Source organism: Flavobacterium ardleyense (assembly GCF_033547075.1).
In the GTDB taxonomy this organism is placed as follows: Bacteria; Bacteroidota; Bacteroidia; order Flavobacteriales; family Flavobacteriaceae; genus Flavobacterium; species Flavobacterium ardleyense_A.
Genome location: NZ_CP137891.1, coordinates 3,022,881 through 3,045,641 on the forward strand (window position 1 = coordinate 3,022,881; position 22,761 = coordinate 3,045,641).

Sequence of the window (22,761 nt, forward strand, 5' to 3'; positions counted from 1 at the left end):
TGAAGCTTTAATTAAATGTGGCATTTGGCTAAATCGTATTTGCGTTTTTTATGGCATTCTGGAAATCAACACGGATTGCACTCGCCATTTGTTTTTGATCTTGTAACGAAGTGCTTTTATAATAAACAATACAGAAAGTCTTATCAAGTGCTTTCCGCCCATCGGGAAGCACTTGCCAAAGATACCCGAGAAATTTTGGTCGAAGATCTTGGGTCTGGCTCTAGAGTTTTCAAATCAAATTTAAGAGCAGTCAATGCAATTGCAAAAAATGCAGGCATCAATTCTAAAAGAGCCGAATTGCTGAATCGTCTTGTAGATTATTTTGAAGCTGAAGAAGTTTTGGAAATCGGAACATCAGTTGGATTGGCGACAATGGCTTTGTCGGTTGATAACCAAAAAGCTAAAATAACCACGGTTGAAGGTTGTACTAAAACTGCAATGGTGGCTGCGGAATATTTTTCGAAATTTGGAATGAATACTATAACTTCAGAAGTGGAGAAGTTTGAAATTTTTATAAAAAACATTCCTATCAGTAAGAAATATGATTTTATATATTTCGATGGAAATCATACAAAAGAAGCGACAATAACTTATTTTAAATCACTTTTAAAAACCACTCACAATAATTCTGTGTGGATTTTTGATGACATTCATTGGTCAGCAGAAATGGCTGTCGCCTGGGAATTTATAAAAAGCCAGCCTGAAGTGACAGTTACTATTGACACTTTTCAATGGGGATTTGTGTTTTTTAGGCAAGAGCAACACAAACAACATTTTGTGATTAGAGCATAAAAAAACCGCCTCGATTGAGACGGTTTAGTTTATCTATAAATAAATCTAATTATTTTTTAGCTTCAGCGTTTTCATCTGCTTTTGCAGTAATTCTAAGCGCTTTCATTTTTGGACCTAATTTAAATTTAAGCTCAGCAATTTTTAAATTATCTGCAGTACTTAAACCTTCTTTTTCAACGGTATTTTTACGAGAATCCAATGCTTCGTACATTGCTTTTGCCATGTCCAAATCTTCTCTAGACATTCTATCTTTATTAGCTTCCAATGCATTATTGAAGTCATTGTAAGCTTTCAAAATATTATCTTTATTTACCCAGTCAAAATTCATATCTTTTCCAAGTACTCCAGCTCCAAAGAAGCTATCTCTAAACTTAACTTGTGGGTCAGCTAGAGCTGCTTTCTCAGCTTCTAATTCTGCATTATATTTATCTTTAAGTGCTTGGTAACGTGCTTTACTAGCGTCTAATCTTTCTTGTGCAGCGGTTTTGTCGCTCATTTCAGCTATCGCAGCATCCGCATCCATTACACGTCTGTCGTATTCTGATTCAATAGCAGCCCAATTGTTTTTTGCATCTGCAGCAGCAACATTTCCAATTGAGTCAACGTAAACAGTGTAAGTGTCTACCCTTTTAATTCTCAATTCGTCATCATTGTTCTTACAAGAAGTAAATCCTAGCGCTAAAATCGCAGTTCCTAATAAAATCTGGTTGGTTTTCATAGTTTTTGTTTTGTTAAAATTATAAATCGAAAGTATGAGTTGTATGACAATATTAAAAACTAAAATTAAAATTTTAAGAATATTTTAAGCTAATTGCCACATAATTATACGACTATACCTACAAAATTAAAAAATCTAATTCCTACATTTGCATCTGAATCTTGGCTTAAATAACGTACTTTTATAAAGATATGGCGGACACATTAATAAAGATTACAGACTTAAAACGGAACTTCGTGTTGGGCGAAGAAATTGTTTATGTATTAAAAGGTATAGACCTAGAAATTAAAAAAGGGGAGTACGTCGCATTAATGGGCCCATCGGGATCGGGAAAGTCAACATTGATGAATTTGTTGGGTTGCCTTGACACTCCCACTTCAGGAGATTACATATTAAATGGCAAGCAGGTAAACAAGATGCAGGACGATGAGTTGGCTGGAATTCGAAATAAAGAGATAGGATTTGTCTTTCAAACATTTAATTTACTACCTAGGACTACAGCTTTGGACAATGTTGCGCTTCCGATGGTATACGCTGGGTATAGCAAAGCTGATAGAAGAGCGCGCGCCACTGAGGTTTTGACACAAGTAAATTTGTCTGACCGCATGGATCACGAGCCAAATCAATTGTCTGGTGGTCAACGACAGCGTGTGGCCATTGCTAGGGCTCTAGTCAACAAGCCGTCGATAATATTGGCCGATGAGCCAACCGGAAATTTAGATAGTAAGACATCTTTAGAAATTATGGCATTATTTGACGATATTCATAAAAACGGAAATACAGTTATATTAGTTACCCATGAAGAGGATATTGCCGAATATGCTCACAGAATTATTAGACTTCGTGACGGTATGATTGAAAGTGATACAATAACAAAAAAATAGAAAATAGGAAATGAAAGTATATACTAAAACTGGCGACAAAGGAACTACAGCACTTTTTGGAGGATTGCGAGTGCCTAAGCACCACATAAGAATTGAAAGTTACGGAACAACTGACGAATTGAATTCACATTTAGGGATGCTTCGTGACTGCGAGATGGATCAAAAGTACAAAGACGTTTTAATCAAAATTCAGAATAAGTTATTTACGGTAGGTGCCATTCTGGCAACGCCGCCAGAAAAAGAGTTTTTAAAAAATGGAAAAGAGCGTTTAAATATTCCGAAAATCGCTGAAGAGGATCTTTTATTTCTAGAAAATCAGATAGATGAGATGGAGATGGAGCTTCCTCAGATGACACATTTTGTACTTCCTGGAGGACATAAAACTGTGTCAACATGTCATATTGCAAGATGCGTATGCCGCCGTGCAGAAAGGCTTTCAGTGCACCTAAATAGTCTAGAACCTATTGATGAGTTTGTGATAAAATACTTAAACCGACTATCTGACTATCTTTTTGTGTTGGCACGAAAGTTGTCTTTAGACCTTAACGTAAGCGAAGTTAAGTGGATACCTGAGAAGTATTAATGAGTAAATCCATTATTGCTGGATGTTTTAACATATCTTTTATCTGTAAACCCTTGCTACCATTCACGTTCTTATCTTTTTTTAAAATAAGTCGAAATAAAGTTGACAGTTTCAGTATAAAAATTATTTTTGCATAAACAAAAAATTACTAGAAAGATGTACTGGACCTTAGAATTAGCATCCTATTTAAGTGATGCACCATGGCCTGCCACCAAAGATGAACTTATTGATTACGCTATACGTGCCGGAGCTCCCTTAGAAGTTGTAGAGAACTTACAATCTATCGAGGACGAAGGTGAAATCTACGAATCAATGGAAGAAATTTGGCCTGATTATCCTACCGACGAAGATTATCTTTGGAACGAGGACGAATATTAAACTAAAAAACAAAAAAGTCTCTTAATGAGACTTTTTTTGGATTTGATACAAACCACTTTTATAAATTTAGAAATTCAATAGAATATGAACTTCATTAATAGCATTTTAAACACCTTTGTGGGAAATAAATCTCAGAAAGATGTTAAAGCTCTTCAAGCTAATGTAGCTAAAGTAAGATCGTACGAAGCCGGATTAATGGCTTTGACCAACGATGAGCTACGTGAAAAAACAGTCTACTTCAAGGACAGAATTAAGCAAGCTCGTCTTGATAAAGACGAAAAAATTGCCAGTCTGAAGACCGACGTAGAAAAAATTGAAGATATTGACAAACGTGAAGAACTTTACGAAGCCATCGACGCTCTCGAAAAAGAAGCTTACGAAATATCTGAAAAAACCCTGACCGAATTACTGCCGGAAGCTTTTGCAGTTGTAAAGGAAACCGCTAGACGATTTAAAGAAAACACAGAAATTAGAGTTACTTCTACTGCAAAAGATCGCGAACTAGCGGCTGACAAAAATTATATCACACTAGAAGGAGATGAAACTATCTGGGCAAATTCTTGGAATGCTGCCGGAAAACAAATTACCTGGGATATGATTCACTACGACGTTCAGCTGATTGGTGGAATGGTATTGCACTCAGGAAAAATTGCTGAGATGCAAACTGGAGAGGGAAAAACACTTGTTGCTACTCTTCCACTCTATCTAAACGCTTTGACTGGAAACGGAGTTCACCTTGTAACTGTGAATGACTACTTAGCAAAACGTGATAGTACATGGAAAGCACCACTTTTCGAATTTCACGGAATGACCGTTGATTGTATTGACAATCATCAACCAAACTCTGAAGCTCGTAAAAAAGCCTACGAAGCAGATATTACTTATGGTACAAATAACGAATTTGGTTTTGATTATTTGAGAGATAATATGGCACATTCTCCTGGCGATCTTGTTCAGAAGAAACACAATTATGCAATTGTCGATGAGGTCGATTCTGTATTAATTGATGATGCTAGAACACCACTTATTATTTCTGGTCCAGTCCCTCAGGGAGATAGACACGAATTTATGGAGCTTAAGCCAAAAATTGAAAATCTTGTCACTATGCAAAGGCAACTTGCAAACGGATTTTTGACCGAAGCTAAAAGATTAATTAAAGAAGGAAACACAAAAGATGGTGGATTCAATCTTTTGAGAGCCTACAGAAGTTTACCTAGAAATAAAGCACTGATCAAATTTTTGAGTGAAGAAGGAATTAAACAATTGCTTCAAAAGACCGAAAATCAGTATATGCAAGATAACAACCGCGACATGCACTTGGTGGATGATGCTCTTTATTTTGTAATTACAGAGAAAAACAATCAAGTTGAATTAACGGACAATGGTGTAGAATATCTTTCAAAAGATACCGATGCGTCATTCTTTATCCTACCAGATATCGGAACTGAGATTGCAGCGATTGAAAAGAAAAATCTTGGAAAAGATGCAGAAGCAGAAGCAAAAGAGGTTTTGTTTCAAGATTTTAGCATCAAAAGTGAGCGTATTCATACTTTAACACAACTTCTAAAGGCATATAGCCTTTTCGAAAAAGATGTAGAATATGTGATCATGGACAATAAAGTAATGATTGTCGATGAGCAAACAGGTCGTATTATGGATGGACGTCGTTATTCTGACGGACTTCACCAAGCGATTGAAGCTAAAGAGAATGTAAAAATTGAAGCAGCGACTCAAACCTTTGCAACAATTACACTTCAAAACTACTTTAGAATGTACAACAAACTGTCAGGAATGACGGGAACTGCGGTAACTGAAGCTGGAGAACTTTGGCAGATTTATAAACTTGATGTTGTAGAAATTCCAACAAACAGACCAATGGCTCGTTTGGATAAAGAGGATTTGATTTACAAAACAACTCGTGAAAAATTTAATGCAGTAATCGAAGATGTAACTCAATTGTCGTTGGCAGGAAGACCAATACTTATTGGAACAACTTCTGTTGAGATTTCTCAATTATTAAGCCGAATGCTGAAAATGAGAAATATTCCTCACAACGTATTGAACGCTAAAATGCACAAGCAAGAAGCACAAATCGTTGAGGAAGCTGGTAAACCTGGAGTTGTAACTATTGCAACTAACATGGCTGGTCGTGGAACGGATATTAAATTATCCAAAGAAGTGAAAGCAGCTGGTGGACTTGCAATTGTTGGTACAGAGCGTCATGACTCTCGTCGTGTTGACAGACAGTTACGCGGTCGTGCAGGACGTCAAGGAGATCCAGGAAGTTCACAATTCTACGTTTCGTTAGAAGATAACTTGATGCGTTTATTTGGTTCTGAAAGGGTTGCAAAAGTAATGGACAGAATGGGTCTTAAAGAGGGCGAAGTAATTCAGCACTCAATGATGACTAAGTCTATAGAAAGAGCGCAGAAGAAAGTTGAAGAAAATAACTACGGTGTTCGTAAGCGTTTGCTTGAGTACGATGATGTTATGAATGCACAACGTGAAGTAATCTACAAACGTCGTCGTCACGCATTGCACGGTGAGCGTTTGAAGCTTGACATTGCAAATATGTTGTATGACACTTGCGAAGTTGTAGCTACAGAGAACAAAACGAATTCTGATTTCAAGAATTTCGAATTTGAATTGGTACGTTATTTCTCAATCACGTCTCCTATCACAGAAAGTGAATTTAACAGTATGTCCGCCGATGCGATTACTGGCAAAATCTATAAAGTTGCACAGCAATATTATGTTGAGAAAACGGCTCGTTCTGCGAGAGAGGCTTTCCCAATTATTAAAAATGTGTACGAAGAGCAAAACAATCAATTTGAACGTATCGTTGTTCCATTTTCGGATGGAGTAAAATCGTTGAATGTTGTTACAGATCTTAAGAAAGCATATGATTCTGAAGGAAAACAATTATTGGCTGATTTCGAGAAAAATATCACTCTGGCAATTGTTGATGAAGCTTGGAAAAAACACCTACGTAAAATGGACGAACTTAAACAGTCAGTTCAACTTGCAGTGCACGAACAGAAAGATCCATTGCTGATTTACAAATTTGAAGCATTTAATCTTTTCAGAAAAATGCTTGATGGAGTAAATAAAGAGGTGATTTCATTCTTATTTAAAGGTGATATACCTCAGCAAAATGCTCCTCAAATTACTGAAGCTATTGATGTTGAAATCAATGAAGACTATCAAACATCGAAAGATGATCTTGATGCTCCAAAAGAAATCAATACGGCTGCTGAAAACAGAGAAGCAGGGCAAATGCAACAGCAACGTCAGGTTACTGAAACTATCACTAGAGAAATGCCGAAAATTAACAGAAATGATACTGTTACAATTAAGCACGTAATTAGCGGTAAAACCGAAGAAATGAAATACAAAAAAGCTGAAGCACTTGTAGCTTCTGGCGCTTGGGTTATTGTATAATTAAATCCAATATTATATCTAAAGAATCTCCCTTCATTAATTTGTTGGGAGATTTTTTTTGCGAAATGATTAATTTTAAACTATATTAGTTGCTAATTATTATAAATAATTATGAAAAAACATAAATACCCGACAGTATTCGGAGATTTTTTTTCTTTTTAAAAACAATTAGTTTAATTTTTTAAATCTTTTATCTATGAAAACATTTTTACTTATTATAATTTTTTATTTACTAAATCCTTTTCAAGGTTTTTCGCAAACCTACCCCCTAACAAAAGAATGGGCAACCTACACAAACATAAATGTGTTTGGACTGAACACTGCAATAGTTACTGATTCTAAAAACAACGTTTATATCACGAAGAGTTTTACTGATACTGATAATCACAATTTGAATTCACTTTCAAAATTTTCACCCTCCGGAGAATTGCTATGGACAACCCCTAATTTTGGGTCAGTTTATGGAATAGTTATTACTGGAGATGATGATATTATTATTTCGGGTCTTACAAATGTGCAAACTGGTATTGCAACCTTAGGTGCTTTTCAGGAAACTTTTGGAGGTGGCAGCATGGACGGATTTTTGATGAAGATTAGTGCTGAAGGATCTACCATTTGGGGTACTTATTTTGGCGGAATAGCTATGGATAGTTCACCTATGACACCTTATGGTGCGGCAATATATTTTCAGGGACTAGCACTTACCTCCGATAATGAAATTATTTGGGCTTGTACTACACAAAGTGACAATATGGCTACGAGTGCGACTTTTCAGAACCAAAGAGATGGAGCTAATTACCTTCTATCAAAATTTACCGCAGACGGACAAAGACTTTGGTCAACTTATTATGGCACAGCAGATTCTAGATATAGCATAACGGGTTTACAGGTTGACAGTTCAGGAATTTATCTTGCTGGTGCTGTGGAAAATCAATATACCGCTAATTCATATTTTGATACTTTTGACGAGTACGTGCATCAGAATCTAAAGAGAGATGTTTACGTGTCTAAATTTAATTTAAGCGGAAATAGGATGTGGAGTCGTTATCTGCCAGGGAATGGATCAAATCTTGCTAAAAGAAATACACTTTTATTAAAAACTAATAATCTGTATTTGACATTTGCTACTTCTAGTACTAATTTTGGAACGTCCGAAACTTCATTTCCTGACTTTTTAGGAAATAAACCAGGTGTTCTTGCCAAGATGGATTTGAATGGTAATGTGGATTGGACAACCTATTTGCCAGATAATGGCAGTTTTGCAGACATTAATACGGGTGGAGTTTACGCTGATGGTGGCTCAGGAATCTATGTAATGGGCAGCACTATAGCTACTCCTACTAGCTTTTTGGAAATGTTTGTGCCAGAAAACGAAGGATCGTTCACACCTTATGTTATCAAATTCAACGATCAGGGCATTATGGAATGGGGAAATTATGTTGGAGGAAGTACAACTAATGTGAGAACTTTGTTCGGATTAGCTTTTTACGATAGCGGATTTTATATGTATGCTCAGCATGGAAACATTACAGATGATGGCATTGCCACACCAGGAGCATTTCAGGAAACTCCAATAGACCAAGGAAGCAATACTTTTCTTGTCAAATATGGAGCGACAGCACTCGGCATACCAAAAGAAGATATTTCGCTCTTTTCAGTATATCCAAATCCCGCATCCACAACTTTAAAAATAAATCTTAGTAATAAAGTAAACTTTCCAACAATTGGAAATTTGTACAATGCATTATCTCAAAATGTTGCTTCATTTACAATAAAAAGTACTGAAAGTACTGTAGATGTTAGTAAATTAAGTTCAGGAATTTATTTCCTGCAAATCGGCCAACAAAATGAAAATGCGATTAAAAAGATAATTATTAAATAAGGTTGTTTTTCATATATAACAGGTAATTTTCGATCTCCTAATTACAATAACATCGCTACTATTTTTTAATCGAAAAGTTAGCGATGTTTTTTGATAGTATTGGGAAATTGACAAAGGCAGTTTGAAATAACAATTATAATTTTTACATTTACCTTAGTTTGAAAAACTAATTCAAAAAAAACTAACTATCATGGCAAAGAGTCAAGACGCAAAGAAGACAGAAAAAAAAGAACCTCTAAAAACCGCTAAGGAGAAAAAAGAGGAAAAGAGAGATAAGAAAAATAATCCAAAAAGAGATTAAAGAATTGCGCCTTAAATGGCGCAATTTTTATTTACACAAATATCAAAAGGTGTATATTTGCATCAAAACTTACAAATGCCCAATACAGCAGTCATTACAGAGCTTTTTACTAAATTTCAAAACAGCATCAGCAACGGAACTTTTGCCAAACTTACTTTGACAAAAACCATCGGAAAACCTGCTTTGCAGAATATATATGTGAGAGTTAAAATTGTAGATTCTGAATTGAAACTCGGAGTAACTTTTAAAGTTTATGACGATGAGCTGATTGAAACCGAAGAAGTGATTGAACTAAAAGATGCTCAAGAATTCCTCTCTCCTTACATCAACAATCCTTTTATGTGGATTTTGCTGTTTACCACCAAAGCAGATGTTACGATGAAGCTAAACAAGAAAAGACTCGCTTCGATCACTGAGAAAGAACCAACTTTCAAAAATCCTGATACTACTTTGGCTGATTTTCAAGCGAAGTAAAATACTATTACTTCAATCCGTCTGGAAAAATCTTACCTGGATTTAGAATTCCGTTTGGATCAAAAACATTTTTGATAGACTTCATCAGTAAAAGATGATTTCGACTAAAAGCGATATCCATATAACTTTTCTGAACGTAACCAATTCCGTGTTCGCCAGACAAAGTTCCTTTTAGAGAAACCGTCAGTTCAAATATTTCCCGAATTGCTTTTGGAATTTCGTATTTCCACTCGTGCTCGCTTAATTCACCTTTGATGATATTAATGTGAAGATTTCCGTCGCCCGCGTGACCATAGCAAACCGTTTTAAAATTATACCTCTCTCCGATTGTTTTTATTCCCGACAGTAATTTCGGAAGTTCGTAACGAGGCACGACTGTATCTTCTTCCTTATAGGTTGAATTTGCTTTTACAGCTTCATTGACCGCACGGCGTAGTTTCCAAAGTGCATTTTTCTGATCTTCGGTATCGGCAAAAAGAATTTCGTCAATAGAAAATTGCTCGACAACTGCAGCGATTTTCTCGATTTCAGAAAATAGCATATCAGGATAATTTCCGTCCACTTCAATTAGAAGATGCGCTTGAACTTCATCTTTGATTTCGATACTAATTCCATCCACGTATTTCAACGTCCAGTCGATGGCTTCTCTTTCCATAAATTCCAATGCACTAGGAACAATTCCAGCCTGAAAAATTTTGGCAACCGCCTGACAAGCTTCGGTAGCGTCAAAAAATGGAACGAGAATAAGGATGTTGTGTTTATTTTGCGGAAGCAGTTTTAGAACTATTTTGGTAACGATTCCCAAAGTACCTTCGCTCCCAACCATCAAATGAGTCAGGTTATATCCGGTTGAATTTTTCAAGGTATTTGCACCAGTCCACATAATTTCGCCATTTGGCAAAACCACTTCAAGATTTAGAACATAATCTCTAGTCACGCCATACTTCAAAGCTCTCGCACCGCCAGCGTTTTCGGCGATGTTTCCACCGATGAAACAACTTCCTTGACTACTTGGGTCGGGTGGATAAAACAATCCAACTTGAGACACCGCATCGCGTAGAACTTGAGTGATTACCCCAGGCTCAACTGTCACTTGAAGATTGTTCTGATCAATTTCGATAATTTGATTAAAACGCTCCATCGAAAGTCCGATTCCTTGACGAACGCAAAGCGCGCCGCCACTCAATCCAGTCTGACCACCAATGGCAGTGACTGGAATTCGGTGTTCATTTGCAATTTTTAGAATCTCCGCAATTTCTTCTGAAGTTCGTGGTTTCAAAAGTAAAGATGGCGGAAAACTTAAATTCTCTGTTTCATCGTGACCATATTCTTGACAAGTATCAAAATCATTGGAGACATATTCTCTGCCTAGTAATTCTTCAAATTGTTCGACGATGGCGTAGTGAATTGAAATGCGCATATTTTAAGGATTGGGGATTGGGGATTAAGAAATTTAGATATACTTTGACAAAAACTTATATGGATCAAATTGCTAGTTCTGTGTGATTATTTAATGTTTTGTAACAAATGCGCAAGTTTTTTCTTGTCTTGTCTATTGTCCCAAAATGCAGTGATTATTATCTTGTGATCTGAAATTTTGTAGTATATACTAAAATTTCCTAGTGAAGCTACTCTTATGTCTTTGAAATCAGTTGATTTAAAAATAAAAGGTGTACGAGCAATCTGGTCTGTTCTCTCAGAAACTAACTTAATAAGTTTCTTTGAATAGACCTTTGATTTATTCCGATTTACCCAATATTCTAGTATTCCAGCAAATTGAAAATCAGCTGTTTTTGTCCAAATTACATCGTATCGAGCCATTCAAGATTTCTTTTATCCATCGCTTCCTGAGAAATCAGATCTCCTGCTTCAATATCTTTTTCGCTCATTTCTAATAATATTTTCTGTTCCTCTGTCAACACTACAATATCAGATTCAAGTGAGCTAACAGAAATTAATTTATCAAGAGCTTCTAAAATATCTCGATTTTTAATAGAAAGAATTTTGTCTATTAATCCATTTCTTAAATTCTCTACCGTTGCCATTTCTTTTTATTTAGACCTTAAATATCGTAAATTTCTTCAACTTATCAAAACTGATTTTATTAAGGAAAAGTATATTATAACGTATTTTTTTCTTCAGCAATGTTTCTAATTCGAGTGGCTTCGACAAGCTCAGTTCCGAGGCAGTACGAAGATTAAATTTAGTAAAGGAAAGGTGCGCTCAACTACATTGTGTCTAACCAATTCAAATTCCTTTTATCCATGCCTCATTGAGAGATAAGTCTTCCTAATCTTATATTTTGTTTGCTCATTTCTAACATTTTCTTTTACTTCAGATACACCTAACAAAGAATTATCGGTATTTCTGTTTGCGGCTGAATAGAGAGATTCAAAACCGTTCTTATCATTTTCAAAAAAGCTTGTTAAAACCAATACCTAGATTTCACATATATTAATTATCTTTAATTAAAATTAAAAAGATGGCAAGTTTATCAATATCAAATAAAATGGTGGAAATGTATTTCGATTATTTGCGGCACTTGGATAGCAGTGCCAAAAAGAAACTCATAATTAAACTCACAGAATCAATAGAAGTTAAATCCGATAAAAAATTCGATATAGAATCAATATTTGGAGCGTGGGAAGACAATCGAACATCAGACGAGATTATTAGTGAGATTAAATCTTCTAGAGTTGAGAAGAAGAATAGCGCTGCTTTATAATGAAGTATTTACTAGATACAAATATATGTATTCATCTATTTCGAGGTCAGTTCAATCTGCTTGATAAATTTAAACAGATAGATTTACAGGATTGTGCGATTTCAGAAATAACTTTGGCTGAACTCATTTTTGGTGCTGAAAATAGTCCGAATCCCGAAAAAAACCAAAAGATTATCGACGCTTTTTTAGAGCAAATTAAAATTCTACCTATTTTTAATGCTATTCCTATTTATGCAAAAGAAAAATGCCGATTGAGAAAAAAGGGAATTATGATTAGTGATTTTGACCTTTTTATAGGAACAACCCCTGTTGAAAATAAGCTTATAATGGTTACTGAAAACATTAAAGAATTTGAACGTATTTCTAACATAGAAATTGAAAATTGGGTACACCGGTAATCGCATTTCTAAATACTAAAATGAATAAAAAAAAACCGCTTCAATCTGAAACGGTTTATATACTTAAAATAAAATTTTTACTTCCCGAATAATCCTCCTAAAAGCCCACCTAAGCCACCTTCTTCAGATTTTTTAGCAGAACCGCCACCCATCAAACCGCCAAGTATGTCGTTTAGAGGATTTCCGCCTGATTGACTAGTACCGCCGCCGCCAAGTAATCCACCTAAAATATCATTCAAAGGATTACCAGGTTCGGCTTGTGCATCACTAGAGGCTTTACCTAAAATCCCACCAAGTAAATCTGACAAGCCTCCGCCGCTTGATACTCCTGATTCTTGTTTTTGTTTGCCAATATAACCCATTACGATTGGAGCTAGGGTGGCTAATAATGGTCCGATTGTACTCATAGAAATTCCTGTTTTACTTGCAAGTGAACTTTCGACGGCACTTTTCTCTGAGCCAAAAATATGGTCTAGAATTGAATTTCCTTCCGATTGTTTTTCTAATGCCTGTGAGGGATTGCTTAAGATGCTACCATTATGATCCTTATCCAATGCCTTATTTAGAGATTCAGCTTCGTCTGCATCTTCTGATTTATTTTTTAAATACATGACAATAAGTGGGACAGCGACGGCCGCCAAGCCAATCATCTGACCTTTACTAATTCCAAACTTATTTTCAGCTTCTTGAGCAACTTGGTTTCCAGTGCTTCCGGTAATTAAATCTATTAAACTCATCTTTATATTTTTTTAAAATTTCTTTCCTAAAGATACCAATTTATTGCTATACAATAAATTACTACTTTTCCTTTTTTAGTTCTAAAATTCAAAGACTCGATTCGTAAAGATTTGATTCAATAGAGATTATATATAAAATTCAGTGGTTATACTACTTGACATTCAGAGTTCGCGTAGCATTTATAAAAATACATTGTAATACAATCGTTGTAGTGTCCAGTACCGCTCTCCTCAATTGAGAATTCATAATCTAATATCGAAGCTTCGGCAGGCTCAGCCACCGTCACAGGTTTAACCCCAGCAACAGGCTCAGCCACCGAGAAAGTGCACTAGTCAGATATTTTTTATTATAAACTTGATTTGACTGGACTTCGTAAATCCTAAATTAAATATCGTAAATCAAGTGTGGCTTCGATAGGCTCAGCCACAGCGACAAGCTCAGCCACCGAGGAAGTGCATTGATCAGATATTTTCTATTATAAACTTGATTCCACTGGACTTCGTAAATCACAAATCAGATATCGTAAATCTAAGAAAATGTGGCTTCGACAAGCTCAGCCACCGCGACAAGCTCAGCCACCGAGGAAGTGCATTGATCAGATATTTTTTTATTGTAAACTTGATTTGACTGGACTTCGGAAAGCCTAAATCAAATATCGTAAATGCGACATCCATGCTCATGAAAATATAAACTTGTAGTAAGAAATTCAGCCGAATTCTTGCACGTCAATACTAGATACCTTAAAATCGAAGACCTCTAAATTGAAAATCCAAATATCAACTTAGGTTCTTTCGGCGGAAGCCTTCTCCTTTTTCTTTTTAAGATTAGGAAGAAAAATCGCTACCATTCCTATCAAAGGCAGAAAAGCGCAAAGTTGATACACATACTCGATGCTAGTGTGATCTGCTAGATTTCCCAATAACGCCGAGCCCAAACCGCCCATACCAAAGGCAAAACCGTAGAAAAGACCAGAAACCATTCCGAGTTTTTTAGGTAATAATTCCTGAGCATAGACCAAAATTGCCGGAAAAGCTGAAGAAATTATCACTCCAATAATCACGGACAAAATACTAGTCCAAAATAAATCGGCGTAAGGAAGCATCAAAGTAAATGGCGCCACACCTAAAACGGAGAACCAAATAACGTATTTTCGACCAAATTTATCACCAAGTGGACCACCGATTAAAGTACCGATTGCACCCGCTGCGAGGAATAAAACGAGATAAAATTGAGAATCTTGAATGGAGACGTTAAACTTTTCGATGAGGTAAAAAGTAAAATAGCTACTCATACTTGCAGTGTAGAAGAACTTTGAAAATATTAATACCATCAAGATCACAACCGACATAAAAACTTGTTTTTGGGTCAAATCGGGCATAACAATTACCGGCTTTTTTTTGGCAACAGACAGCAAATGATTTTTATACCAAAAAGCAATTTTTGTCAACACCGCAATTCCAATAACTCCTGCTGCGACAAACCACACGATGTATCGTTGAGAATTTGGAACTACAATTAATGCCACTAATAATGGTCCTAAGGCAGTACCCGCGTTTCCACCTAATTGAAAGATTGACTGTGCCAAACCGCGCTTTCCGCCAGAGGCAAGAAAGGATATGCGAGATGATTCGGGATGGAAAATTGAGGAACCAATTCCCACAAAAACTACAGACAATAGAATTAACTGAAAACTGTCCGCATAAGAAAGTGTGACAATTCCAGCGATTGACGAGATCATTCCAAAAATCTGCGAAAACGGCTTTGGATGTTTGTCGGTATAAAGACCAATTAAAGGCTGTAAAATCGATGCTGCTAATTGATATGACAGTGTTATCAGTCCAATTTGGGTAAAAGAAAGGTCTAAATTTTCTTTTAAAATTGGATAAACAGCTGGAATTACTGCCTGAATTAAGTCGTTGAGTAAATGGGCAAAAGCAATAGCGAAAAGAATGGGATAAGCAGTTTTCTGAATATCGGTGGTGTCTGCTACTTTTTCAGATGCGGAAAAACCTGATTTTATCACTTGAAATTATTTTATTTTTTTAGATAGGCGTGTTGAACGATTCCACTTTTCACTTTTGAATTGAGCATCAAAATTACGATAAATGCGCCGCAACCAGAGAATGCCATTCCTAAAATCATTGGCAAAATTGTTTCGTTGTGCATAAAACTTACTATTCCCGAAAGAGAAGCGCCAAACACCATTTGGATAAAACCAATTAAAGCAGATGCACTACCTGCGGTTGCTTTAAAAGGTGCAAGAGCCATTGCGGTTGTATTGGGAACTAACAATCCTAACGAGAATAAGAATGTTATTAACAGTCCTACTAAAATTGGCAAAGTAATAATTGACAAAGAATACGTTAATAACATTAAGCCAGAAACGCTGACTAAAATGATGGAAGCAAAAGTAATAATTTGCAGCGATGAATATTTATTAAGTAATAATCTATTAAGTTGGCTTCCGGCAATAAATCCCGCAGCATTGGCGCTAAAAACGTAGCCAAAAGTAGATTCACTTAATCCAAAATAGGACATAAATACAAAAGAGGATCCGCTAATATAGGCAAACATTCCGCCCATTCCGATGCTTGAAGCTAATGCAAAATACATAAAACTTTTTTCTGAAAATACTGTTTTGTAATCCCTGACAATTGTTTTTAATTTTAGCGGAAGCTTATTATTAATACTTCCACTTTCTGGCAAAAAGAAATAAACTGACAAAATAAGGATTAAACTAAATCCTGAGAGCACATAAAAAATAGTTCTCCAAGTAGAAACGGTTAAGATATAACTTCCAACAGATGGCGCAATTATGGGCGCCACTCCCACAATAAGCATCAATGTCGAAAATATTTTTGCTGTTTCGCTAACTGGAAAGACGTCTCTCACCACTGCCCTACTCACCACCATGCCGACGCAACCTCCGAGCGCCATAATCACCCGCATATAAATTAACCAATCTATAGTCGGTGACAAAGCACAAGCGATAGATGCTAGGAAAAACACTCCAAGTCCAAATAACAAAGGTTTTCTACGTCCATACTTATCGGTAATTGGACCATAAAAAAGTTGTCCAACGCTGATTCCTATAAAATAACTTGTGAGCGAAAAAGCAACTTGCGAAATATTGGTTCCCAAGCCCGTAGCAATTGCCGGAAATGCGGGCAAATACATATCGATGCTAAAAGGTGCAAGGGCTGAAAGTCCACCTAAGATAAATAATAAGGAGTATTTTTGTTTATTAGTCATAAATATTGCGTGCTCAATAATAAAGATTGGCAAATTTACGCCTCAGGTTTAGACTTCTAATCAGATGCAATCTTAAAGTAAAGCCAAAAAAGAGAGATCTATAGGTTTTTTCTGCTGAAATTGTTTCCTTACTTTTACTAAATCAAACAAACACAAAGTGGCAACTGATTCAAATAAAAATACTTCTCAATCTGCATTAACTGAAAAGGCGGGTATCACACGACCAGAAATCAGTAGTCTAGCTGTTGCTCAGCAGATTATCAAGAGCCGAAGCAAAGACATTTCGTCGGAACAGATTACAAATGGAATTTTGCAGGGCGATATATCATTACTAAGTCGGGGAATTACAATGATTGAAAGTTCGAATCCCAAGCATTTGGAAAAGGCCGCTGCAATAATTTCGACTTGCCTACCACATTCGGGCAAATCAATTCGGATAGGAATTACGGGAGTTCCAGGAGTTGGGAAAAGTAGTTTTATCGAATCTTTCGGAACTTTTTTAACTGCATTAGGTCATAAAGTCGCTGTTTTGGCAGTAGATCCGAGTAGTACAATTTCGCACGGAAGTATTCTAGGCGATAAAACACGAATGGAAGAATTGGTAAAAGATAAAAATGCCTATATCAGACCTTCGGCATCGGGAAGTGCGCTTGGTGGAGTTGCTCGAAAAACTCGTGAAAGTATTACGCTATGCGAAGCTTTTGGTTTTGATATTATAATTATCGAAACCGTCGGTGTTGGTCAAAGTGAAACTGCCGTACACAGTATGGTCGATTTCTTTTTGCTGCTAAAGATTACTGGAGCGGGCGATGAACTGCAAGGTATCAAACGGGGCATTATGGAAATGGCAGATGCAATTGCGATCAATAAAGCCGACGGAGAAAATTTGCAGAAAGCAAAATCTGCCAAAGTTGAATTCAATCGAGCTTTGCATTTATTTCCAGCCAAAGCTTCGGGGTGGATGCCAAAAGTGACCACTTGTAGCGCCATTACGAAGGAAGGAATTGATAGTGTTTGGGAGATAATTTCGAATTTTATGACCCTCACCAAAGAGAATTCATCTTTTGAGCAGAGGCGAAAAGAGCAAAATCAATATTGGATGATCGAAACAATTGAGGAGCAGTTAAAATCTCGATTTTATCAAAATTCAGTAATCAAATCATTGTTAGAGGAGAATAAAAAAGCGGTGCTAAACAATGAAATATCACCATTTGCAGCCGCTCAATTAATTTTGGAAAAATATTTCGGCGAAAGTCAAACTCCCAATTAGTCTTGGATTATTCTTCGTATAACTTCACTTCACGATCGTAAAAATCATTTGCAAGTGAAATTAGCATTTCCATTTCTTCATTTAATTCTCCTTCGTCAAGATCTTCTGCTTCTTCAAGAAATTCCACTTCGTCATCTTTTAGATTGATGATAAATCGTGGATAATCAAGGTGAATAACAAAAATATCATCTGGAAAATCTGTATTGTCTGCAAGTAAAAATTTAGGTAAATCCATAGTATTATTAAGAATTAAGTATAGGTTGAATTGTGTTTCTTAAGATCAATTTTTTGGTCAGTTTTGTAAAGCGAATATACAAAAATATTGCCGCCGCTGTTAGTCCAACTAGAAGTCCTATCCAAACTCCTACGGCTCCCAAATCTGTATAAATTCCCAAGTAAAACGAAATCGGAAATCCTAAAACCCAGTAAGCAACAAAGGTCATATACATCGGAACTTTCACGTCTTGCAATCCGCGCAAAGCACCCAAAACTACCACTTGAATTCCGTCCGAGATTTGGAAAATCGCCGCAATGATCAATAATTTGGAAGCAATTCCCACCACTTCGGCGTTGGTCAGTCCTTCCTGTAAGTCGTTTGGATTTAGGAATAAAATTGGTAATACTTTGTGGAATGCGATAAAAAGTCCCGCGAACAGAAATTCAATCATTATTGCGAGTAAAAATATTGATCGAGAAACAATTAGCAGTTTTTTATAATCACCAAGTCCCTTCTGATTGCTCACGCGAATCATCGCGGTTACACTCAATCCCATCGCAAACATAAATGTCAATGATGCCAAGCTTAAAGCCACCTGATTTGCCGCCTGACTACTTGCGCCAATTGTTCCACAGAGCCAAACCGATGCAGTAAACAATGCCACTTCAAATAGCATTTGCATTGCCGAAGGCGCTCCAATACTGGCGATTTTTCTGAAAAGTTCCTTACTAATAGTTGATATTTTGAAGCCAGTAAAATATTCTTTGAGTTTTGGATTTTTGGAAAGAATCACGTGCATAAAAATTACCATTAAGATTCGCGAGATTACCGTACCAACCGCGGCACCGAGAATTCCCATTTTTGGAAAAATCCAAATTCCATAAATTAATAAGTAGTTCAAGATTACGTGAATCACATTCGCCATAATCATCGCATACATCGAATATTTTGTTAGCGATAATCCATCGGCAAATTGTTTATATCCTTGATAAATCACAAGAGGAATCAACGAAAATCCTACCAAATCTAGATATGGCATCGCCATAGCAGTCACTTCTTCGGGCTGATTTAGTAATCCCATCAGAGGTTTTGCAAGAAGCATAATTGCAAAAAGTCCAAAACCTAGCGCGATACAAAGCATCATTCCGTGGTGGAAAGCAGCTCTTACTTTACTGGTGTTTTTGGCAGCATCCGCTTCGGCAATTATCGGAGTAATCGCAGTGGAAAAACCAATCCCTACAGACATCGCTATAAATACCATACTATTTCCGAGCGAGACCGCGGCAAGTTCATTACTTCCTAGGCTTCCCACCATTATATTATCCACTATCCCAATAAGTGTATGCCCAAGCATTCCTAATATTATAGGATACGCAAGTTTAAGATTATAGGAGAACTCTTTTGTGTATGTTTTAAAATTCAAAGTCCAAATTTTTAGCGTGCAAAGGTACAGAAGCCGCGAGAAAAATTTTACGCTAAAATCACAAATATTCAGATATATTTGATATTCAAGCTCTTGGCCGTTCAGCCCCCGTATTTACTGAAAAAAATAGTATTTAAATGTAAACGAATCGACGAATAACGTAAAAAAATGAATGTATTGGTTGTATATATTTGCATCAAATTAAACGAACAAATAACAAACATTCATTCCCTATGAAATTTACAGCAAAATTAAAAGGTGCTTTATTAGCAATAGCAGCAGTTGCAATTGGCGGAACTGCACAAGCTCAAGAATCAACTTATAATCAAAACTTCAAACTTGGAGTTGGTGTTAACGCTGGAATAATGACAGATGACGCTTACGATTTCGCTCTTGGAGCAGATGTTCGTTTGCAGTACAATTTTTCTAGAAGAACATCACTTACACTTACAACTGGTTTTACAAATCTATTTGTAGACAAATTTGAGCGTTTTGATAACCAAAATTTACCTGCAAATGCCGAATTTAAAGACCTTGGCTTCATCCCAGTAAAAGGTGGATTCAAAATTTTCTGGTGGGAAGATCAGTGGTACGCAATGGCCGAAGCTGGAATCGCAATTCCTGTAACAAATGATTACAGTGATAGAGTAGGAAATAGTTTGATCCTTTCTCCATCTATTGGACACGCAACAAAATATGTAGATTTATCATTAAGATATGAGCACTACACAGATTTCCCAACTAGAGATGGTGGAAATGGTGTAGGACAAGTAGCACTAAGATTAGCTTACGGTTTCAAACTATAAGCACAATAAAACCAAATAACCAACCGATTACAACCAAAACCAAATAGATTACTCTAACCAAATAATCTAAAACCCAAAACGCCACTTAACTTTTTGCTAAGTGGCGTTTTTTATTATTCCTCACTTTCCAGTTGCCTTCTGTACATAGCGATATTATCCTGAACTTTCTCGTCCAACTCCGGATATTCCATATCCTTATATTTCTTCAATTCCTCCAAAATCACCTTCCCTACAATATACCTGCTCATTTCCTTATCGTCTGCCGGAATGGCATACCATGGCGCAGATTCAGTGGTGGTTTTGTTAATTGCATCTTCATAGCAGTGCATATATTCATCCCATAATTTGCGTTCTTTAAGATCGCCAGTAGAGAATTTCCAATTGTGTTTCTGTTTCTCAAGCCTACGCAAAAGCCTTTGTCGCTGCTCCTCCTTGCTCAAATTCATATAAAACTTAAGAATAATCATCCCGCTATTTTTCAGATGATTTTCAAAACTATTAATATCTGCCATCCGCCTTTCCCAAAAATTGGCATCCACATCATCCACCGACAAAATAGTTGGCAAATTTTCATTGAGCAAATACTCCGGATGCACGCGCGTTACCAATACATTTTCATAGTGCGACCTATTAAAAACCGCAATTTTTCCCTTTTCAGGAAGTGCGATATAATGACGCCACAAATAGTCGTGCTCCAGCTCAGTACTAGTGGGCGTTTTAAAGCTTTCTACGATAACTCCACGCGGATTTGTTTCCTTAAAAACCTCTCGTATCAAGCTATCTTTGCCCGAAGTGTCCATTCCCTGCAGCACAATTAATACCGAATATTTGTTGTGCGCATACATTTGCTCCTGCAGCTTTTTAAGCTTATTTCGCACCTTATTGAGTGCTTTTTCCTTGTCGTCCGTATTTTTTTCCGATTCAATTAAAGTCGGATAATCGACAAGTCTAAAAGGTAATTTTACCTTAAAATTTTCAATATTCACATCTTCCATAGAGTTGTTTTTTAATAAATGTATATATTTATCTGTTCAATAACAATAATTATTTTCAGGAGCTATTTCCAGCTTTGCTCTTCAAGTCCTCGCAAAAAAAGCAGTAGTTGCAAAGCCGCAATAAGAGCTTCCGTTGGTCGCTTTATTGCGTCAGCAACTACAAAATGCTTTTTTAGCTCCGGGCTTTCCGTTGCAATCTGGGCTAAAAATTCCCTAAATCCACCAATATGTCAAAATTCACCATCGAGCTTCTACTCCACATCATCGGCATCGGCTCCGCATCAGGACTGATTTTCAAGAATGACACACTTTACATCATCTCCGATAATTCTAATGTACTTTTCGAATATTCCATCAAGAACATCAGTCTCACCCAAATTCCGCTGACCACAAATCCACCACAGCAGAATATGCCAAAACCACAAAAACCAGATTTCGAAGCCATCACATTGCACAACGACACACTATACGTTTTCGGCTCCGGATCGACACCCAACAGAAATAAGTTAGTTACCGTTCCAGAAAAAGACAAAAGTAATTTGAAAGAAATTGATCTTTCAGATCTCTATTCTGTAATGCAGAGTTTCTCCCAAATAGATGCTGCCGAATTCAATATCGAAGGTGTTGTCCACGACGGCGAATCTTGGTATTTCTTTCAACGCGGCAATGGTCCATCGTCGCGCAACGGAATCTTCACCGTCAACGGCAATAATTTCACCGATGATTTCTCCATTTTATACAACGAAGTAAAACTTCCAAAAATCAATGGTGTCCGAAGCACTTTCACCGATGCAGTTTTTACCAACAACACGCTCTACTTCCTCGCCACCGCCGAAGATTCAAAATCCGTTTACCACGACGGTGAAGTCAAAGGCAGCCTCATTGGCACATTCGATCTTGCCAAAATGAAAGTCAAAAAAACCAAAAAAATCAGCGACACCCAAAAGTTTGAAGGATTGACCGTTTTTAAAAACGACGGCAAAGAGATTGAGTTTTTATTGTGCGAGGACAATGATAATGACAATTTGAAAAGCGGGATTTATACGTTGAGGATGGGGAAATAGAAAATAATGTAAATATTTTCAGAGATTTAGGCTGGACTATATTTTTAAAAATTAATTTCGTCTAAATGAAAAGTCAGCAATAAAATACTGTTCCGTCAGGTTTGACTTTATTATAATACAGAATTTCATTGCCGATTTAAAAGGACGATAATAATACATCAGAGCCGTAGGCTCGACTTTATTGTAGCGCAGGATTTTAATCCTGCGTAAATGGAACGATGCGTTGCACGAAAAGAGCCATAGGCTCGGCTTTATGATTTACGCGTAAATTCATCGCAGCAATAAACTGTTATTTTTAATATCAATTGTTGCCAAACATCCACATTAAAAATTTATAAAATCGTTCCTCTGGAACTTTTCAACTACATCATAATAATGGACAACGGATTAAAATCCGTTGCTACAATAAGGCCATCCCTA

At 36.5% G+C, this 22,761-nt stretch carries 22 protein-coding genes; 12 read left to right on the forward strand and 10 right to left on the reverse strand.

Annotated elements, in window-relative coordinates:
- Positions 1–15 precede the first annotated feature (15 nt).
- Positions 16–792, forward strand: coding sequence for an O-methyltransferase (locus tag SBO79_RS13170; protein WP_318640857.1), 777 nt, complete (start codon positions 16–18; stop codon positions 790–792).
- A gap of 49 nt (positions 793–841) precedes the next feature.
- Here the strand turns inward: SBO79_RS13170 and SBO79_RS13175 are convergent, their stop codons facing one another.
- Positions 842–1,510, reverse strand: coding sequence for a hypothetical protein (locus SBO79_RS13175; protein ID WP_318640858.1), 669 nt, complete (start codon positions 1,508–1,510; stop codon positions 842–844).
- Positions 1,511–1,701: 191 nt separating this feature from the next.
- Here SBO79_RS13175 and SBO79_RS13180 point away from each other — a divergent pair, with 191 nt between their 5' ends.
- The 6 genes from SBO79_RS13180 to SBO79_RS13205 all read left to right on the forward strand — a co-directional run bounded on the left by SBO79_RS13180 (position 1,702) and on the right by SBO79_RS13205 (position 9,453).
- Positions 1,702–2,394 (forward strand): ABC transporter ATP-binding protein, encoded by a 693-nt coding sequence (locus SBO79_RS13180; protein WP_318640859.1) that lies wholly within the window; start codon positions 1,702–1,704, stop codon positions 2,392–2,394.
- Positions 2,395–2,404: 10 nt separating this feature from the next.
- Positions 2,405–2,977 (forward strand): cob(I)yrinic acid a,c-diamide adenosyltransferase, encoded by a 573-nt coding sequence (locus tag SBO79_RS13185; RefSeq protein ID WP_318640860.1) that lies wholly within the window; start codon positions 2,405–2,407, stop codon positions 2,975–2,977.
- A gap of 156 nt (positions 2,978–3,133) precedes the next feature.
- Positions 3,134–3,355, forward strand: coding sequence for a DUF2795 domain-containing protein (locus SBO79_RS13190; protein WP_022828503.1), 222 nt, complete (start codon positions 3,134–3,136; stop codon positions 3,353–3,355).
- An 84-nt stretch (positions 3,356–3,439) separates the two neighbouring features.
- On the forward strand, positions 3,440–6,796 hold the full coding sequence (secA, locus tag SBO79_RS13195; RefSeq protein ID WP_318640861.1) for a preprotein translocase subunit SecA: 3,357 nt from the start codon (positions 3,440–3,442) through the stop codon (positions 6,794–6,796).
- A 196-nt stretch (positions 6,797–6,992) separates the two neighbouring features.
- Positions 6,993–8,678 (forward strand): T9SS type A sorting domain-containing protein, encoded by a 1,686-nt coding sequence (locus SBO79_RS13200; protein WP_318640862.1) that lies wholly within the window; start codon positions 6,993–6,995, stop codon positions 8,676–8,678.
- A gap of 316 nt (positions 8,679–8,994) precedes the next feature.
- Positions 8,995–9,453, forward strand: a complete 459-nt coding sequence (locus tag SBO79_RS13205) for a hypothetical protein (protein WP_318640863.1) — start codon at positions 8,995–8,997, stop codon at positions 9,451–9,453.
- A 7-nt stretch (positions 9,454–9,460) separates the two neighbouring features.
- Here SBO79_RS13205 and SBO79_RS13210 read toward each other — a convergent pair whose 3' ends face one another.
- The 3 genes from SBO79_RS13210 to SBO79_RS13220 form a co-directional block, all read right to left on the reverse strand.
- Positions 9,461–10,873: an FAD-binding oxidoreductase gene (locus SBO79_RS13210; protein ID WP_318640864.1), complete on the reverse strand. Its 1,413-nt coding sequence runs from the start codon at positions 10,871–10,873 to the stop codon at positions 9,461–9,463.
- Between the two features lie 86 nt (positions 10,874–10,959).
- Complete coding sequence (locus tag SBO79_RS13215; RefSeq protein ID WP_318640865.1) at positions 10,960–11,274, reverse strand: type II toxin-antitoxin system RelE/ParE family toxin; 315 nt, start codon at positions 11,272–11,274, stop codon at positions 10,960–10,962.
- Positions 11,256–11,498, reverse strand: a complete 243-nt coding sequence (locus SBO79_RS13220; RefSeq protein WP_318640866.1) for a hypothetical protein — start codon at positions 11,496–11,498, stop codon at positions 11,256–11,258. Before SBO79_RS13220 ends, SBO79_RS13215 begins: the two co-directional genes overlap by 19 nt.
- Positions 11,499–11,935: 437 nt before the next feature.
- Between SBO79_RS13220 and SBO79_RS13225 the strand changes: the two genes are divergently transcribed.
- Entirely contained in the window at positions 11,936–12,178 is a 243-nt protein-coding gene (locus SBO79_RS13225; protein WP_318640867.1) for a hypothetical protein, read from the forward strand.
- Positions 12,178–12,576 (forward strand): type II toxin-antitoxin system VapC family toxin, encoded by a 399-nt coding sequence (locus SBO79_RS13230; RefSeq protein ID WP_318640868.1) that lies wholly within the window; start codon positions 12,178–12,180, stop codon positions 12,574–12,576. Before SBO79_RS13225 ends, SBO79_RS13230 begins: the two co-directional genes overlap by 1 nt.
- A gap of 77 nt (positions 12,577–12,653) precedes the next feature.
- On the opposite strand, the gene SBO79_RS13235 is transcribed toward SBO79_RS13230, so the two are convergent.
- The 3 genes from SBO79_RS13235 to SBO79_RS13245 all read right to left on the reverse strand — a co-directional run bounded on the left by SBO79_RS13235 (position 12,654) and on the right by SBO79_RS13245 (position 16,566).
- Positions 12,654–13,313: a DUF937 domain-containing protein gene (locus SBO79_RS13235; RefSeq protein ID WP_318640869.1), complete on the reverse strand. Its 660-nt coding sequence runs from the start codon at positions 13,311–13,313 to the stop codon at positions 12,654–12,656.
- A gap of 782 nt (positions 13,314–14,095) precedes the next feature.
- A complete protein-coding gene (locus SBO79_RS13240; protein ID WP_318640870.1) occupies positions 14,096–15,337 on the reverse strand; it encodes an MFS transporter in 1,242 nt (413 codons plus the stop codon).
- An 11-nt stretch (positions 15,338–15,348) separates the two neighbouring features.
- Positions 15,349–16,566 carry a multidrug effflux MFS transporter gene (locus SBO79_RS13245; protein ID WP_318640871.1) on the reverse strand — a complete coding sequence of 406 codons (1,218 nt, stop codon included), beginning with the start codon at positions 16,564–16,566 and terminating at the stop codon, positions 15,349–15,351.
- A gap of 157 nt (positions 16,567–16,723) precedes the next feature.
- Between SBO79_RS13245 and meaB the strand changes: the two genes are divergently transcribed.
- Positions 16,724–17,836, forward strand: coding sequence for a methylmalonyl Co-A mutase-associated GTPase MeaB (meaB, locus tag SBO79_RS13250; RefSeq protein WP_318640872.1), 1,113 nt, complete (start codon positions 16,724–16,726; stop codon positions 17,834–17,836).
- A 7-nt stretch (positions 17,837–17,843) separates the two neighbouring features.
- On the opposite strand, the gene SBO79_RS13255 is transcribed toward meaB, so the two are convergent.
- Positions 17,844–18,071 (reverse strand): DUF8828 family protein, encoded by a 228-nt coding sequence (locus SBO79_RS13255; protein ID WP_318640873.1) that lies wholly within the window; start codon positions 18,069–18,071, stop codon positions 17,844–17,846.
- A gap of 7 nt (positions 18,072–18,078) precedes the next feature.
- Positions 18,079–19,476: an MATE family efflux transporter gene (locus SBO79_RS13260; protein WP_318640874.1), complete on the reverse strand. Its 1,398-nt coding sequence runs from the start codon at positions 19,474–19,476 to the stop codon at positions 18,079–18,081.
- A gap of 233 nt (positions 19,477–19,709) precedes the next feature.
- Here SBO79_RS13260 and SBO79_RS13265 point away from each other — a divergent pair, with 233 nt between their 5' ends.
- On the forward strand, positions 19,710–20,282 hold the full coding sequence (locus tag SBO79_RS13265) for a hypothetical protein (protein WP_318640875.1): 573 nt from the start codon (positions 19,710–19,712) through the stop codon (positions 20,280–20,282).
- Positions 20,283–20,395: 113 nt separating this feature from the next.
- Here SBO79_RS13265 and SBO79_RS13270 read toward each other — a convergent pair whose 3' ends face one another.
- Complete coding sequence (locus SBO79_RS13270) at positions 20,396–21,277, reverse strand: PPK2 family polyphosphate kinase (RefSeq protein ID WP_318640876.1); 882 nt, start codon at positions 21,275–21,277, stop codon at positions 20,396–20,398.
- Between the two features lie 227 nt (positions 21,278–21,504).
- Here SBO79_RS13270 and SBO79_RS13275 point away from each other — a divergent pair, with 227 nt between their 5' ends.
- Entirely contained in the window at positions 21,505–22,341 is an 837-nt protein-coding gene (locus SBO79_RS13275) for a DUF6929 family protein (RefSeq protein ID WP_318640877.1), read from the forward strand.
- Positions 22,342–22,761: the final 420 nt, after the last annotated feature.